Source organism: Parahaliea mediterranea, assembly GCF_003402235.1.
GTDB lineage: Bacteria > Pseudomonadota > Gammaproteobacteria > Pseudomonadales > Halieaceae > Parahaliea > Parahaliea mediterranea.
Genome location: NZ_QEWO01000006.1, coordinates 51,413 through 65,493, shown reverse-complemented (window position 1 = coordinate 65,493; position 14,081 = coordinate 51,413). Strand labels below are relative to the sequence as shown.

Annotated in this window: 13 protein-coding genes and 1 tRNA gene; 6 read left to right on the top strand and 8 right to left on the bottom strand. The window is 60.9% G+C overall.

The annotated features are described in order from the left end of the window. Positions 1-2: 2 nt before the first annotated feature. Entirely contained in the window at positions 3-1,181 is a 1,179-nt protein-coding gene (locus DDZ17_RS17725; RefSeq protein WP_157976713.1) for a hypothetical protein, read from the bottom strand. A 20-nt stretch (positions 1,182-1,201) separates the two neighbouring features. Next, positions 1,202-2,074: an NAD-dependent protein deacetylase gene (locus DDZ17_RS17720; RefSeq protein WP_116368316.1), complete on the bottom strand. Its 873-nt coding sequence runs from the start codon at positions 2,072-2,074 to the stop codon at positions 1,202-1,204. Positions 2,075-2,210: 136 nt separating this feature from the next. Here DDZ17_RS17720 and DDZ17_RS17715 point away from each other — a divergent pair, with 136 nt between their 5' ends. The 3 genes from DDZ17_RS17715 (at position 2,211) to DDZ17_RS22495 (ending at position 5,504) form a co-directional block, all read left to right on the top strand. Next, entirely contained in the window at positions 2,211-3,098 is an 888-nt protein-coding gene (locus tag DDZ17_RS17715) for a TIGR01777 family oxidoreductase (RefSeq protein WP_116368315.1), read from the top strand. Between the two features lie 440 nt (positions 3,099-3,538). After that, positions 3,539-4,573, top strand: a complete 1,035-nt coding sequence (locus DDZ17_RS22500) for a hypothetical protein (protein ID WP_157976712.1) — start codon at positions 3,539-3,541, stop codon at positions 4,571-4,573. Positions 4,574-4,604: 31 nt separating this feature from the next. Beyond that, positions 4,605-5,504 carry a hypothetical protein gene (locus tag DDZ17_RS22495; RefSeq protein WP_157976711.1) on the top strand — a complete coding sequence of 300 codons (900 nt, stop codon included), beginning with the start codon at positions 4,605-4,607 and terminating at the stop codon, positions 5,502-5,504. 446 nt (positions 5,505-5,950) lie between these two features. On the opposite strand, the gene DDZ17_RS22930 is transcribed toward DDZ17_RS22495, so the two are convergent. Further along, positions 5,951-6,076: a hypothetical protein gene (locus DDZ17_RS22930; protein WP_277749336.1), complete on the bottom strand. Its 126-nt coding sequence runs from the start codon at positions 6,074-6,076 to the stop codon at positions 5,951-5,953. A gap of 165 nt (positions 6,077-6,241) precedes the next feature. Between DDZ17_RS22930 and dbpA the strand changes: the two genes are divergently transcribed. Continuing rightward, positions 6,242-7,618 carry an ATP-dependent RNA helicase DbpA gene (dbpA, locus tag DDZ17_RS17705; protein WP_116368313.1) on the top strand — a complete coding sequence of 459 codons (1,377 nt, stop codon included), beginning with the start codon at positions 6,242-6,244 and terminating at the stop codon, positions 7,616-7,618. Between the two features lie 35 nt (positions 7,619-7,653). Here dbpA and DDZ17_RS17700 read toward each other — a convergent pair whose 3' ends face one another. After that, positions 7,654-8,517, bottom strand: coding sequence for a PA4780 family RIO1-like protein kinase (locus tag DDZ17_RS17700; RefSeq protein ID WP_116368312.1), 864 nt, complete (start codon positions 8,515-8,517; stop codon positions 7,654-7,656). 194 nt (positions 8,518-8,711) lie between these two features. On the opposite strand from DDZ17_RS17700, the gene DDZ17_RS17695 reads away from it, so the two are divergent. After that, entirely contained in the window at positions 8,712-9,596 is an 885-nt protein-coding gene (locus DDZ17_RS17695; RefSeq protein ID WP_116368311.1) for a putative RNA methyltransferase, read from the top strand. Here the strand turns inward: DDZ17_RS17695 and DDZ17_RS17690 are convergent. The 4 genes from DDZ17_RS17690 to DDZ17_RS17675 form a co-directional block, all read right to left on the bottom strand. Next, the gene (locus tag DDZ17_RS17690) at positions 9,593-11,212 is read right to left on the bottom strand and encodes an ABC-F family ATPase (protein ID WP_116368310.1); all 1,620 of its coding nucleotides are present in this window, start codon (positions 11,210-11,212) and stop codon (positions 9,593-9,595) included. The genes DDZ17_RS17695 and DDZ17_RS17690 overlap by 4 nt on opposite strands. A 27-nt stretch (positions 11,213-11,239) precedes the next feature. After that, positions 11,240-11,316: transfer RNA gene (locus tag DDZ17_RS17685), tRNA-Ile, on the bottom strand. 137 nt (positions 11,317-11,453) lie between these two features. Then, positions 11,454-11,672 carry an amphi-Trp domain-containing protein gene (locus DDZ17_RS17680; RefSeq protein WP_206613589.1) on the bottom strand — a complete coding sequence of 73 codons (219 nt, stop codon included), beginning with the start codon at positions 11,670-11,672 and terminating at the stop codon, positions 11,454-11,456. 172 nt (positions 11,673-11,844) lie between these two features. Then, the gene (locus DDZ17_RS17675; RefSeq protein WP_116368309.1) at positions 11,845-13,230 is read right to left on the bottom strand and encodes an aminotransferase-like domain-containing protein; all 1,386 of its coding nucleotides are present in this window, start codon (positions 13,228-13,230) and stop codon (positions 11,845-11,847) included. 116 nt (positions 13,231-13,346) lie between these two features. Between DDZ17_RS17675 and DDZ17_RS17670 the strand changes: the two genes are divergently transcribed. Beyond that, positions 13,347-13,961 carry a LysE family translocator gene (locus tag DDZ17_RS17670; RefSeq protein ID WP_206613588.1) on the top strand — a complete coding sequence of 205 codons (615 nt, stop codon included), beginning with the start codon at positions 13,347-13,349 and terminating at the stop codon, positions 13,959-13,961. The last annotated feature ends 120 nt before the right edge of the window (positions 13,962-14,081 follow it).

Below are 14,081 nucleotides of genomic sequence, written 5' to 3'. Positions count from 1 at the left end.
TGTCAGGGCTGCTCTGCCTGTGGCGGCGCTGGCCGCCGCTGGGTGTCGATGGTGTGTTGCCACAGGCGCCGGGTGACCTGCACCAGGGTGTACAAAAACAGCAGCGGTATCAGCACGGCCTTCAGAATCATCGAGGTGAGCAGCATCACCAGGTTATTGGTGAAGTCGCTGATTCTGCCCTCCAGTGCGTCCAGCTGGCTGCGCAGCTGATTCACATCCGGCAGCTCCGGCACCAGATCAAGCAGGCTGCAGCGCTCGCCACGCTCGCGCTTTTGCAGGCAGTCTGCTTGCTGCCGGGCAACTTGGCGCGCCTCGCTTTTTACCTTCCGGGTGGCCTGTAAACGGCTGGCCTCGCGCTGGCGCGCGCCCAGTTCGCCCTGGCTTGCCCGCAGCGCAGCCGAGCAGTTGGTAAGCCCCAGCGAGCCTCGGCACACCAGGCTCTCGTCGGCCATCTGCTTCTCCAGCTGCGCCTCCCGCTGGCGGATTTGCGCCTGCACATTGGCAATCTGCTGATCCAGCGCCGCAATCTCGTCCTGCAGGGTGGCGGACTGGGCATCCAGGGTGGCAATCTCGCCGCCAAAATCCGCTGACTGCTGGCTCAGCTCCTGAATGCTCTTCAGCTCGCTCTCGAAGGTCTGCATGGCCCGGTGCCGGGCCTCGTCCTGGGCTTGCAGGAAGGTGGTGTCCACCCAGTGGTTGGCGATGATCACCAGGGCAAAGGCAAAGCGGATAAACACCGTGAGAATAAACAGCCTAAGCAGGGTGGCAAAGTAGGCCGTTTGCCGGGTCAGCAGGGCGGCCATGGTCAGCAGGCTGATGCCGGTGAGCAGGGCATTGAAGCCATCGTGAACCACAATGAATTGCAGAATCTGCTGCAGCGCCAGTGAACCCAGGGCAAACAGAATAATGCCGGAGAAGCGCTCGATCAGGTCGTTCACCGGGTCCAGAATCTCACCCACCCCCAGGGTCAGGAAGGGCAGGTTGAGCTCGGTGGCCTGGATGACAGACACAATGCCGTTGATGCCCCGGGCCGTGGCGTAAAAAAGGCCAGCGCTGGTGAGAGACGCTTTGATCTGGGTCATGGAGTAGGCGTCCAGCCAGTGCGTCCAGGCCAGCAGCGGCGCCCCGGCCAGCAGGATAAGCCAGGCGATTACATGCCGTGGGTTGTCGGGTAATTGCATGGGCGCAGCATAACCCAAAATCAGGGCGGGGCTGGTGCCCGGCCCAAGGCCTCGGCCACCGCTGCCAGCACCGGCGCGCAATCGGCCCGCAGGCGCAGGTCGGCCAGCGCGTCGGCGCGGGTGAGGCCTGGGTTCAGCAGGGCCAGTGCCTTGCCCCCGGCCTTGGCATAGCGGCAGAAGCGAAACCCCGAGTACACCTGCAGCGAGCTGCCCACCACCAGCAGCGCATCCGCCGCGTCGATGGCGGCTTTGCAAACCGCCACCGTGGCCGCCGGCACCGCGCCGCCAAAGAACACCACATCCGGCATCAGCATACCGTTGCAGTGGCGGCAGCGGGGCGGCGCTGGGCCGTATTGCCCATCCGCGCTGGCCGTAGCTGTGCCTGCCGTTGCAAGGGTGTCTGCATCGCCGTCCGGGCGCGTGGCAACCACACCGGCCGGCGGGTGGTGGCCGGCCAGGGCAAACTGGCGCTGCAGCAACTCGCGCGGCTGCACATCGGCGCAGAGCAGGCAGCGCACCCGGTCAATTCGGCCGTGCAAATCCACTACCCGGGTGCTGCCGGCCCGCTGGTGCAGGCGGTCCACATTCTGGGTGATAACCAGCGGCACAACGCCGGCGCGCTCCAGGCTCGCCAGCGCCAGGTGGGCAGCATTGGGGCGGGCATCGCGCACCGGCGGCCAGCCGGCCAGCGAACGCGCCCAGTAGCGGCGCCTGGCCCCCTCGTCATCCACAAAAGCCTGGTGAGTGATGGGCGCACTGTGCTGCCAGTTGCCCAGGTTGTCGCGGTAGGTGGGAATGCCCGACGCTGCGCTGATGCCGGCGCCGGTAAGCACCACCAGCCGCGGGTGGCGGTGGATAAAGTGCAGTAGCTGTGAGCCGTCGGATGGGTGCATGTTACACAGTGTACGCGGCAAGGCCTTTGCTGGATGCCCCCGCTGCGCTGTACCCCTGGATGCCTGACCCAAACCCGCATTTGCCTCTGCCGGGGCGTGGGCTACAGTTTGCATACGGCAGAACCCTAGGTGACTTATGGACGTGCTGGTCACGGGCGGCACCGGGTTTATCGGTAGCGCACTGGTGCCGGCCCTGCAGCGGGCCGGGTACCGGGTGAGTGTGCTCACCCGGCAGGCGCTGCCCGGCGATAACGGTGTGCGCTACGTGCAGACCCTGGCGCCGCTGCGCGATGCGCCCCTGGATGCGGTCATCAACCTTGCCGGTGCCTCCATGGCGGGCAAGTGCTGGACGCAGCGTTACAAGCGCGAACTGGTGGCCAGCCGCCTGGACACCACCGTCGCCCTCATCGACTTCCTGCGCGAGCGCAGCGCGCCGCCGGCCACCCTGCTCTCTGCCAGTGCCGTGGGCTACTACGGCCACCAGGGCGACCACTTCCTCGCCGAAGACGCCCCGCCCCATCCCGGCTTTGCCAGTGACCTGTGCCGGCGCTGGGAACAGGCGGCGGCACAGGCCGAGGCACTGGGCATACGCACCTGCTACCTGCGCCTGGGCGTCGTGCTGGATGCCGGCGGCGGCGCCCTCAGCGACATGGCACGCCCCTTTCGCTTTGGGTTCGCCAACTGGATGGGCTCCGGCGAGCAATGGCTGAGCTGGGTACACCGCGCAGACGTCGTGGCGGCCATCCTCTTTTTGCTCGACCAACCCTGCCTGAGCGGCTCCTTTAACATCACCGCTCCCACGCCCGTCACCCACCGCGACCTGTGCACCGCCCTGCGCAAACACTTCCGCACCCTGCCGCCCGTGCCACTGCCCTCCGTGGCCCTGAGACTGGGGCTTGGCGAAATGGCCGAAGAACTCCTGCTGGCCGGCCAGCGCGTCGTGCCCGGTGCGCTGCGCGAGGCGGGGTTTGAATTTCGGTATCCGGCGTTGGATGAGGCGTTGGAGGGGATTTATGGGGGCTAGCCCCACCGCACTGAGACCGCGGCGCCTCGATAAACAATGGAGGTCTGAGGGAGGTGTGCCCGGAAACACGTAAAACAGCTCAAAATATCTCGCGAACTGACCACTATTCGCTGATCGGAATAATCTTCGCACAAATGCAGCCAAATTAGATTACTTGTGAAATATTCGGACTAATCTTTCTTCCTAACGACCTCCCGAATTGGCACCGAGATCGGATTGGATCAATCGTCATCGGCAGTTTGGACACAGTTGAAGCTGTTTACAGTCTGAGATAATCAGTTAGGGAATATCAATCTACGATAATAGATAGAAAAAATATATTAATCCGGTTTTTTCTATTTACAGCTCTCAAATATGGGCTAGATTAAATTTTAAGCATTGGTAGTCAGTACAGCTATTGAAAATATCCCCTATGCGCAAAACACAAGGATGGTGTATTCATGAATAACAAAATACTGTTTTCGTTGCTATTGGTCATGGCGCTTACTGCCTGTGGAGGTGGAAGCGACTCAAATGGTGCGATAGATACACCCCCACCCCCACCCCCACCCCCATCCCCATCCCCATCCCCATCCCCTACACAAGGAACAACTTACGGTATTGGAGGGACTGGCGGGTTTCTAGGATCAAATTCTGGGACTCTTGATGTAATCGCTGCGCTATCAGGTTCTCAAATATTGCGAGACGCCACGCAGCGTCCGGCAACTCCACAAGAGCTTTCGAATTTAAGAAGTATTGATATGAGCAGAACATCCTCCGGCATCGCATTTAACGACTTCCAGCAATCGGCGAACAGATTGCTGGAGCTAGCTGGCATCGATAGCGATGCCCCATTATTTGTCGAGGAGGATCTACGATATAACGCGGGCATTGGGCAAATTAGGGGAGGCCATGCAGGACATGAGTACTTCACTGTAGACGGAAAATATCTAGCAATTGCCAATGAGGTTTCAAACTTCTATGCGCAGTACAATAAAGGGACTTCATTTGAAAGCCCCGCCAGTGCTATCGATAGAATCGTTGCTTATCATGTTATCAATCTCGGAGTTGTTCCGGAATGCTGCTATCCACTGACATCGCTTTCGGCTGATGAAAGAGAAGAATCAGACAGGTATTTTTTGAGCCTTTTTGGATTTATTGCTTATCATGAATTTGGACACTACTTTCTTTACCATATTCTTGATGGGTTGCGAGCCAATGTCGAAATCAATCCGGCCATTCTTTTTTCCAGTGTCAATGAAGATGACGCAGACTTTATATCTGGTGCGCTGTTAAAAAAGTCTGGCCTGGATGTGGAAATAGCAACTTTTGGTATGGATCTTTTTTTCTTTCAGGTCGCCTACGAGAATGGAGTCGCTTTATCGTTTTCACATGTGGTAGGGAACCCGCAAATTCAGCTTTATCCAAGCTCTCCCATCTATAGCTCACTTTTTAATAGAAAAGAAATAATGCGTGATGGATATAGAAGTTACTAAAGCCCATTATTAAAAGCTATAGGGGATAAAAATGAATGATGGAAACTGCGATATAGGGTCTGGTGATAATAATTTATCTGAGACTTCAAGTAAGAACATTAAGCACAAGTTCGAACAGAAAAAGTGGGTAGTTGCGGCTGTGCTGGTTCCAATATTTGCATCGAGTATTCCGATATTATATCAGGAATTCGTTGAATCTAAGCCTTTGCTTGGTGAAAGGTATGCAAAAAAAGTTTCCACGGTTTTTCTGGAGGCAATTTATTTGGGGGATTACTCAGAAGCGTACAGTTACGCGAGCCCTATTATAAAAGACGATATGCCATTTCAGGATTTTAAATCTGCCGCTATGTCTATTACTTCACAATTCTCCCAGCCGCCCGAATTTAGAAATTTCGAATCGGCCAGCCCTTTAAATGGAATGATCATGGTGAAATTTCGGGCGGAGTTCGATGCGGCTTCAGTTTTCAGAGAAGTTGTAACGTTAGTAGAAGATGAGGGTGAATACTCGGTATTTCGGGTTGATATTCAGCCAGTGGAGTGGCCTTCCAGCTTTATACAAAATAATTCTATGACCTGGGCGGGTAAATACCCAGAATTAATTTCACTGTCAGAATTGATTGCTGAGAGCGACAAAAATGTCTGGACTCCAATAGGTGGGTGGGAGCTAGTCACTACAAAAATCGGTGAGCAAGAATCACAAAGAACTTGCAATGTGGTTTCCAAAAGCCGATACGAGAATAATGGTGTTGAAGTTGTGCTAAAGGGTCTATTGGACGGTTGTAGCCTTCAAATAGGTCAGGCTCTGGTTGCCTGGGGTCGTATTGAACTTGTAAGTGGGTCTCAAATTTTTATTGCTAACCCTAGAATTCAAGTCCCCACCGAAGGCTTAACTTCGCCTAGTCTGCCTTCCCATTCGAGCTCTTCAACATGAAGGCAGGACATCGGTATTCACTAAACTGATTTGCGAAGATTGTTTGATGGAGAGCACCGATGTCCCTCGCGGGGATCATTATAGGCATGCTTGGGCTAGAGGTAATGCGGGGCAAGCCCCGCCGAGACGTTGAAGTCTGGGAATAGCCCTACCGGCGGCCACCCTGTAAGCACTGTCAAAACCATGATTTGCGAATCAAGGCGACCTAAAAAAGCGAATGGTGCAGCACATCCGCCAGGATAATCAGATGATGGTCCTGTACCTGCGCCTACCCAAGTATCAAGGCTACGACTGTACTTTCATAGACCTGCGCAAACACCGGGTATCGATGTAAAGCTCGGGCGCCGGGGAAGCGGTCTGCGGCCTTATTCGTATAAAGGCCAGAACGATCGCAGTAATGTTCAGGTTGTCGTAAATAACCTGCGAGAGACCTACCGCAGCATCGCTCAAAATACTTCCCCGGTGTGTACGCTGTCGTAGAGATTCCAACGTTCCCGGTTCTGCCAGCGCACGCAGCGGGTCGAGAGCGAGCTGATTTTCTTGATGGCGACAAGGCGCTTCAACTCGGGCATGATCTGCCCTCTGTCCAGTGAGGTGGGCCACGGAGCTGTGACCGTCGTGAAAAGATGGTGCAGGACTGTTCAGGAGCAGGCGTTCGGCCACACACCCCTGCGAACTATCCGCGCCGTAAATCATCAGATACCCCGCGTTTTTCCATCACCAAGGTAGACCCACCCATGACCAGCAACGCCTTCTCCAGCCTGCCACTGCCGGCTGAGGTTCTCGCCAACCTTGCAGCGCTCGACTACCAGGCCATGACCCCTGTCCAGGCGGGCAGCCTGCCACTGATACTGGCCGGCAGAGACGTGAAGGCCCAGGCCAAGACCGGCAGTGGCAAAACGGCCGCGTTTGGTATCGGCCTGTTGCAGCATCTCGACCCGCTGGCGTACCGGACACAGAGCCTGGTGGTTTGCCCCACGCGGGAGCTGGCCGATCAGGTGAGCAAGGCCCTTCGCTTGCTCGCCAGGCCGCTGCCCAACGTGAAGATACTCACGCTGTGCGGCGGCAAGCCCATGGGGCCGCAGTTGAGTTCGCTGGAGCGGCCGCCCCACGTGGTGGTGGGTACGCCGGGGCGTTTGCTGAAACACTGTGAAAAAGGGTCGTTGAAACTGGGGGATGTAAAAACACTGGTGCTCGACGAAGCCGACCGCATGCTCGACATGGGCTTTCTGGATGACATTGCAACGCTGCTGACATTCCTTCCCGCGCAGCGCCAGACGCTGCTGTTTTCGGCAACCTACCCGCAGGAGATTCTTGCCATCAGCGAAAGCGTGCAGAATGATCCGGTGGAGGTTCGCGTGGAGAGCACGCACGACGACAGCGTGATCCGCCAGACGCTGTATGAAACGGCAGACGGCAACCGGCCCGCTGCGCTGGCTACCCTGCTGCACCGCTTCCGCCCCGACAGCAGTGTGGTGTTCTGCAACCGCAGGCAGCAATGCGAGGAGCTGACTGGCGAACTGAAACGGCATGGCATCAGCGCCATGGCCTTGCACGGCGACATGGAGCAGAAAGACCGCGACCGGGTGCTGGTGATGTTTGCCAACCGCAGCATGCCCGTGCTCATTGCCACCGACGTGGCCGCCAGAGGCCTGGATATCAAGGACCTGGCGGCGGTGGTCAACTATGAACTGCCGCACGACCCGCAGGTGTACATCCACCGCATTGGTCGCACCGGCCGCGCCGGCAGCGAAGGCTTGGCGCTGAGCCTGTTCAGCGCTGGTGAAATGCACCGCGTCCAGGCCATCGAGGCGCAACTGGGCCAGGCCCTGCCAACCGCAGCCCTGCCCGAGATTGCGGCGGACGCCCTGCCCATCAAGCCGGTGATGACCACGCTGTGCCTGAATGCCGGGCGCAAAGCCAAGCTTCGCCCCGGCGACATTCTTGGCGCACTCACCGCCAGCGGCGAGCTGAACCGGGAGCACATTGGCAAGATTGATATTTTTGACAGGGAGGCTTATGTGGCCGTCACCCGGGAGCAGTGCGGCATCGCGCTGGCCCTGCTGCGGGACGACGGGGTGAAGGGGCGGAAAATCCTGGCGAGAAAGGCCTGAGCGCCTGAACCTAAACGCTCCGGGCGGCCGGCGTACTAGAGCGGGTCGTCGGCCTCATCCGCTTCCAGACGCTCGCGCCGCTGTGCTTCCTCTGCCAGTACGGCGCGAATTTCCGCCAGCACCGCGTCGGTGTCGGCACTGTGGGTGTCCAGCTCGAAGTCACCGCTGGGCACGTAGTCCGGGTGCAGGTCGCCGTCTTCATACAGCGCCCAGATTTCCTGCGCGTAGTGGCTGCCCAGCAGCTCTGGGGCGAACTGGCCGTAGTAGTCGGTCATGTTGGCCACGTCCCGCTCCAGCATTGCCCGGGCGTTGTTGTTGGCGGCGGCGTCCACGGCCTGGGGCAGGTCGATGATCACCGGGCCGTCTTCGTCCACCAGTACGTTGAATTCCGACAGGTCGCCGTGTACGAGGCCGGCGCACAGCATGCGCACCACGTACTGCATCATCAGCGCGTGATCCTCCCGGGCCTGCTCCGCCGACATGGCCACATCGTTGAGGCGCAGAGCCGCACCGCCGTCTTCGGCGGTAATCAGCTCCATCAGCAGCACGCCCTCCAGGCAACCGTAGGGTTGCGGTACTCTCACCCCGGCCCGGGACAGCCGGTACAGGGCGTCCACCTCGGCGTTCTGCCAGGTCTCTTCCTGTTGTTGGCGCCCGAACTTTGATCCCTTTTCCATGGCGCGGGCGCGGCGGCTGTTGCGGGTTTTGCGCCCCTCGGTGTACTGGGCGGCCTTCTTGAAACTGCGTTTGACCGCGTCTTTGTAGATTTTGGCGCAGCGCAGTTCACTGCCGCAGCGCACCACAAAAACGTCGGCTTCCTTGCCGCTCATCAGCGGGTACACAACTTCGTCGATCAGACCATCATCGACCAGTGGCTGCAGGCGTTTGGGTGTTTTCACGAAAGGGGTTTGTCCAAAGGGTAGCGGTCCAAGGGGTTACGGTCCAAGGGGCTGCAGTAGGGGGTTCGCCCTGTTGCGGGTACCATAGCGGCAGGGCCCGGCGTTGCTCCTACCTGCATGCTCACAGTGCGGGGCATCACGATGTGGGGCATCACCATGCGGGCCATTACCATGCGAAAGAAGAGTAGATTACCTTGAAAGTTGTCCCATTTCAGCGTCTGACCTGCCCGCTGGATCAGCAGCCACTGGGCGCTGAGCCCGCCCGCTGGGTGTGCGCCGGTGGCCACAGCTTTGATATTGCCGGCAGCGGTTACACCCACCTGCTGCCCGTGCAGCACAAACGCAGCCGCGACCCAGGCGACAGTAAAGCCATGGTGGCCGCCCGGCGGCGGTTCTTGGGGGCGGGCCATTACCGGCCGGTTGCCGAGGCTGTACAGCGCGCTGTGCTGGCTGGCACGGAAGACGGGGCCGAACTGGCCTGCCTGGATGCGGGCTGCGGCGAGGGTTACTACCTGCGTGAACTGGCCGCCGCCGATGCCGACGCAACACTGCACCTGCTGGGCCTGGATATTTCCAAGTGGGCGGTGCAGGCGGCCGCGCGGCAGGATGCGTGCGCCACCTGGGTGGTGGCCAGCAATGCCCGCATCCCGGCACAGTCCGCCAGCCTCGATCGCATTCTTTGCCTGTTCGGGTTTCCGGTGTATGCGGAATTTTCCCGCGTGCTGAAGCCCGGCGGCCTGCTGATAAAAGTGGATGCCGGCGCGGGGCACCTCAGGGAGTTGCGCGAGCTTATCTACGCCAGGGAGAAGAGCACGGCCGCCCGCGAAGCAGCGCTGCCGCCGCACTTTGCATGCCTGGGCGAGGAGCGGGTCCAATACGCGCTGCCTCTGGAGGGCAGCGACAACCTGGCAGACCTGCTGGCCATGACCCCGCACTACCACCGCGCCAGTGTAGAGGCGCGCGAAGCGCTGTCTCAGCGGGCGTCGCTGACCGTGAGTGTGGATGTGCGGGTGGCGACTTATCGCGCCATTGGCGGCGGCCGCCCCGGGGCCATGCCCCAGAGTGCCGAAGGCGGCTAGGCGGCCTGCGAGCCGGCCTGTGAGGCAGCGCGCGCCTTGTCTGCCAGGTACTCGTCGTAGGTGCCCTGGAAGTCGATCAGCGTCTGGTGTTTGATCTCCACCACCCGGGTGGCCAGTGACGAGACAAACTGCCGGTCGTGACTCACGAAGATGAGTGTGCCGTCGTAGTTGGCCAGCGCTTTGTTCAGCGCCTCGATGGATTCCATGTCCATGTGGTTGGTCGGCTCGTCCATGATCAGCACGTTGTTGTCCGTCATCATCAGCTTGCCGAACAGCAGGCGGTTTTTCTCGCCGCCGGAACAGACCCGTGCCTTTTTGTTGGCGTCGTCCGCGGTAAACAGCAGGCGGCCGAGCATGCCGCGCACCGCCAGGTCGTCGTGGCGGGGCAGTCGCCACTGGCTCATCCATTCAAAAATGGTGAGGTCGTTGTCAAAGTCGGCCGTGCTGTCCTGGGGGCAGTAGCCAACAACAGCATTCTCCGCCCATTTGATGGTGCCGCTATTGGCCTGGATTTCCTCAACCAGGCAGCGCAGGAAGGTAGTCTTGCCCACGCCGTTCTCGCCGATCACGGCCAGGCGCGCGCCGGCTTCAAGAATCATCTCGCCGTTGTTGAACAGCGGTTGATCGTCAAAACCGTGGCTCAACCCCTCCAGCACCAGGGCCTGCCGATGCAGCTTCTTGTGCTGCGCGAAGGTGATGTAGGGCGACACGCGGCTGGAGGGCTTGATCTCATCCAGCTTGATCTTCTCCATCTTCTTGGCGCGGGAGCTGGCCTGCTTGGCCTTGGACGCATTGGCCGAGAAGCGATTCACAAAGCTCTGCAGCTCTTCCAGTTCGGCGCTCTTTTTGGCGTTGCTGGCGCGCAGCTGATCCTGGATCAGCGTGGACGCGGCGACAAAAGCCTCGTAATTTCCGGGGAAAATACGCAACTCGCCATAGTCGATATCCGCCATGTGGGTGCACACCGCATTGAGGAAGTGGCGGTCGTGAGAAATGATGATCATGGTGCTTCTGCGCTGATTCAGCACGTCGGCCAGCCAATTGATGGTGTGGATGTCGAGGTTGTTGGTGGGCTCGTCCAGCAGCAGGATGTCCGGGTCGGCAAACAGGGCCTGGGCCAGCAGCACGCGCAGCTTCCAGCCGGGGGCTACCTGCTTCATCAGGCCAAAGTGCAGGGCTTCGTCGATGCCCGCCTCCAGCAGAATTTCACCGGCGCGACTCTCGGCGGTGTAGCCGTCCATCTCGGCGAACTGGACTTCCAGCTCCGCCACGCGCATGCCATCGGCCTCGCTCATCTCGGCGAGGCCGTAAATGCGGTCGCGTTCCTGCTTGACCTGCCACAGCTGCGCATCGCCCATGATCACCGTATCAATCACGCTGTATTGCTCAAAGGCGAACTGGTCCTGGCTCAGAATGCCAAGGCTGCAACCCTGCTCAATCGACACATTGCCAGATGTCGGCGCCAGCGCGCCGCTCAGGATCTTCATAAAGGTGGACTTGCCACAGCCATTGGCGCCAATCAGGCCGTAGCGATTGCCGTTGCCAAATTTGGCGGAAATATTTTCAAACAGCGGCTGCGCACCGAACTGCATGGTGATGTTGGCGGTGGTGATCACGAGGGGAATCCTGGGGAAAGTAGAAAATGGTGGGCCCAGAAGGACTTGAACCTTCGACCTGCCGATTATGAGTCGGATGCTCTAACCAACTGAGCTATGGGCCCCGGGTGTCGCGGGCTGCGACGAAGAGGCGGGGATTATATCGGACAAACTGGCGGGGCGCACAGCCTTGAGCTCCGTATCAACAGCCTTGAGCAGACCAGCAAAGGCCTTGAGCTGCCAATCGACAGCCTTGAGCCTCCTACCATTTGATCTCCACTTCGATACCGGATTCGCCGCTTTCGATTTCGACTTCCAGCTCCACCTCTACCTCGTCGGGCACTCGCACGGTGAGCTTTTTCCCGTCTTTCATAAAGTCCACGCCGTTGTGGCGCGACAGGTTGTCGGCCAGGGCGCGCAGCAGGTCGGCGGCCTGTTCGCGGCGCATGTGGCGTTTTTCGGTGATTTCCAGCAGGTCCATGGGGGCTTCTCCTTGCGGTGTGGGCGAGTGTTACGCGCCGCCGCCGGGGCGGAGAGCTGCGCGCTGTGTGCATTGTTGGGTGGTGGCGCGACAAGGTCAATCGCTTGGCAGTTGCCTGACCTGTGCTGGATGCGCGGGGCGTTGATGAGGGGCGCGGCGGAGGTACGCGCAGCTACAGGGTGAAGGCGTCTGGCGGGCCGGCGCGGTTGAGCAGGTCCTGCAGCTCGCTCAGGGCCTGCTCCATGGTCGCCAGGCTGGTGGGGGCGCTGACGGCTATCCGTATGGCGGGCGGGGCGGGGTAGCCCGGGGGGCTGAACAGTTCGGCGGATTTGACGTCCAGCCCCCGCGCGCGGGCCTGGATCAGGCATTCGCTCAGCGGCAGGGCGTCGGGCAGTGTCAGCCAGCCGTGAAAGCCCTGGGGATGAAAGCGCAGGCGCTGGCCGCTAAGGCAGTGCACGGCCCGCTGCCAGCGCGCGGCCATTTCGGTTTGCACCTGTTGCAGCAGGCGGTCGGCGGTGCCCTGTTCGATAAGCAGCGCCGCCAGGGCGGTAAGCAGGGGGCTGATCATCCAGCTGTGGTTTTGCACGCCGGCCACAAAGGCGCTGCGCAGTGTGGCGGGGGCCTGCAGGTAGCCAAGGCGCAGGCCGGGGGCCAGGGCTTTGCCCAGTCCGCCCACGTGCACGACTGTGTCGGCGCTGCGGTTCACCAGCGGCGCGGGGCAGGCGGTGCTCAGCAGGCCGTGAACGTCGTCTTCAACAATCAGTACGCCGTGTTCGCGGCAGATGGCGATCAGGGCGTCGCGGCGGGCGTCGCCGAGGGTGGCGGTGGTGGGGTTCTGCAGGGTGGGGGTAACGTACAGCAGGCGCGGGCGGTGCTGCCGGCAGGCGGCGTCTACGGCCTCGGGCAGCAGGCCCTCGTCGTCCATTTCCACTGGCCGCACGTGCAGGTGCTGCTGGCGGGCCAGGCTGAGCAGGCCGGGGTAGGTCAGGCGCTCGCAAAGCACGCTGTCGCCGGGGCGGCACAGGGTCTGCAGGGCCAATTGCACGCCGTGCTGGGCGCCGGAGGTGAACAGCAGCTGGTCTGCATCCAGCGCAATGCCGCGGCGGCCGAGCCAGGCGGCCAGGGCCTGGCGGTGCTCGCCGATCCCCTCCGGCGACTGGTACAGCATGAGCTGGTTGAGGGTCGGGCCGTGCTCCGCGAGCTGCCGCAGCGCCTGTTGCAGGGCCTCGGCGCGGTCGATGGCGGGGGGAATGTTGTAGCCGAGGGAGCGGGTCGTGCCGTCCGCTTGCTCGAAGCGCCAGCTCGGCCCCTGGGCGCGGCGCACGAAGGTGCCGGCGCCAACGCGCGCTTCTATCAGGCCGCGGCGTTCAACATCGGCGTAGGCCCGGGTCACGGTGCCGATGGTCACGCCTACCGCGTCGGCCAGGCCCCGGTGGGTGGGCAGGCGATCGCCCGGCGCCAGCTCGCCCTGTTCGATGCGCTGTGCCAGGGCGTCGGCCAGCTGTCGGTAGAGGGGGGTGGTGTCGTGCTTTTGCAGCGATATGTCTGTGAATGTCACGGTGACAATAAACCTTTTGCCGGCGGATTGAATCCCTGTTAGCGTCGATCCTTCCCATTTTTGGCTTGCAATGCAAGCAAAATGCTTAATTGTATCGATACAAAAGAGATTGCCCCGTGGATACCACCCTGCAGCTGTTACTTTCCATTGCCGTGTTCGCCGCCGCCATGACGGGCACGCCGGGGCCGAACAACATCATGCTGACGGCGTCCGGCGCCAACTTTGGCTTTGCCCGCACCCTGCCCCACTTGGTGGGTGTGTCGCTGGGGGTGGCCAGCCTGATCGGCACGGTTGCCGGTGGGCTGGGGGTGCTGTTCGAGGCCTTTCCCGTGGTGCAGCAGGGCCTGCGCCTGGCCGCGGGCGCCTACCTTTTGTACCTGGCCTGGCGCATTGGCACCGCTCCGCCCCCGGCCCGCCAGGCCCTGCAGCCCGGTGAGGCCGCCGCGCGGCCCATGCGGTTTCACGAAGCCCTGCTGTTCCAGTACGTCAATCCCAAGGCCTGGGCCATGGCGATCACGGCGGTGGGGTCCTTCACCATTTCGGGCGAAGGCTACTGGTGGTCGGCGGGGCTGATTGTGGCGGTGTTCATGATGGTGGGCTTTCCGCTCACCTCCGGCTGGGCGGCCTTTGGCGTGCTGCTGGGCCGGGTGTTGTCATCGCCGCAGAGCTGGCGCTGGTTCAACCGCGTGATGGGGATGCTTACGGCCAGTTGCCTGGTGTTTATTTGGTGATGCCCTTTGGGTGGCCTGTCCTGCAGCCTTTTGGACGCTGCACTCAGGCGACTGTAGCCGCCCGACTCTGCAGGCCGGTCCCCTTTCTGGCGCCTGGCCAACTCACAGGCGGGTTGCCCA

Excerpts from the sequence above, each read along its gene's own strand:
- DDZ17_RS22930 (WP_277749336.1), bottom strand. The coding sequence starts at position 6,076 with ATGCCCGAGTTGAAGCGCCTTGTCGCCATCAAGAAAATCAGCTCGCTC.
- DDZ17_RS22500 (WP_157976712.1), top strand. The coding sequence starts at position 3,539 with ATGAATAACAAAATACTGTTTTCGTTGCTATTGGTCATGGCGCTTACT.
- DDZ17_RS17715 (WP_116368315.1), top strand. The coding sequence starts at position 2,211 with ATGGACGTGCTGGTCACGGGCGGCACCGGGTTTATCGGTAGCGCACTG.
- DDZ17_RS17725 (WP_157976713.1), bottom strand. The coding sequence starts at position 1,181 with ATGCAATTACCCGACAACCCACGGCATGTAATCGCCTGGCTTATCCTG.
- DDZ17_RS17720 (WP_116368316.1), bottom strand. The coding sequence starts at position 2,074 with ATGCACCCATCCGACGGCTCACAGCTACTGCACTTTATCCACCGCCAC.
- DDZ17_RS22495 (WP_157976711.1), top strand. The coding sequence starts at position 4,605 with ATGAATGATGGAAACTGCGATATAGGGTCTGGTGATAATAATTTATCT.
- DDZ17_RS17680 (WP_206613589.1), bottom strand. The coding sequence starts at position 11,672 with ATGGACCTGCTGGAAATCACCGAAAAACGCCACATGCGCCGCGAACAG.
- dbpA (WP_116368313.1), top strand. The coding sequence starts at position 6,242 with ATGACCAGCAACGCCTTCTCCAGCCTGCCACTGCCGGCTGAGGTTCTC.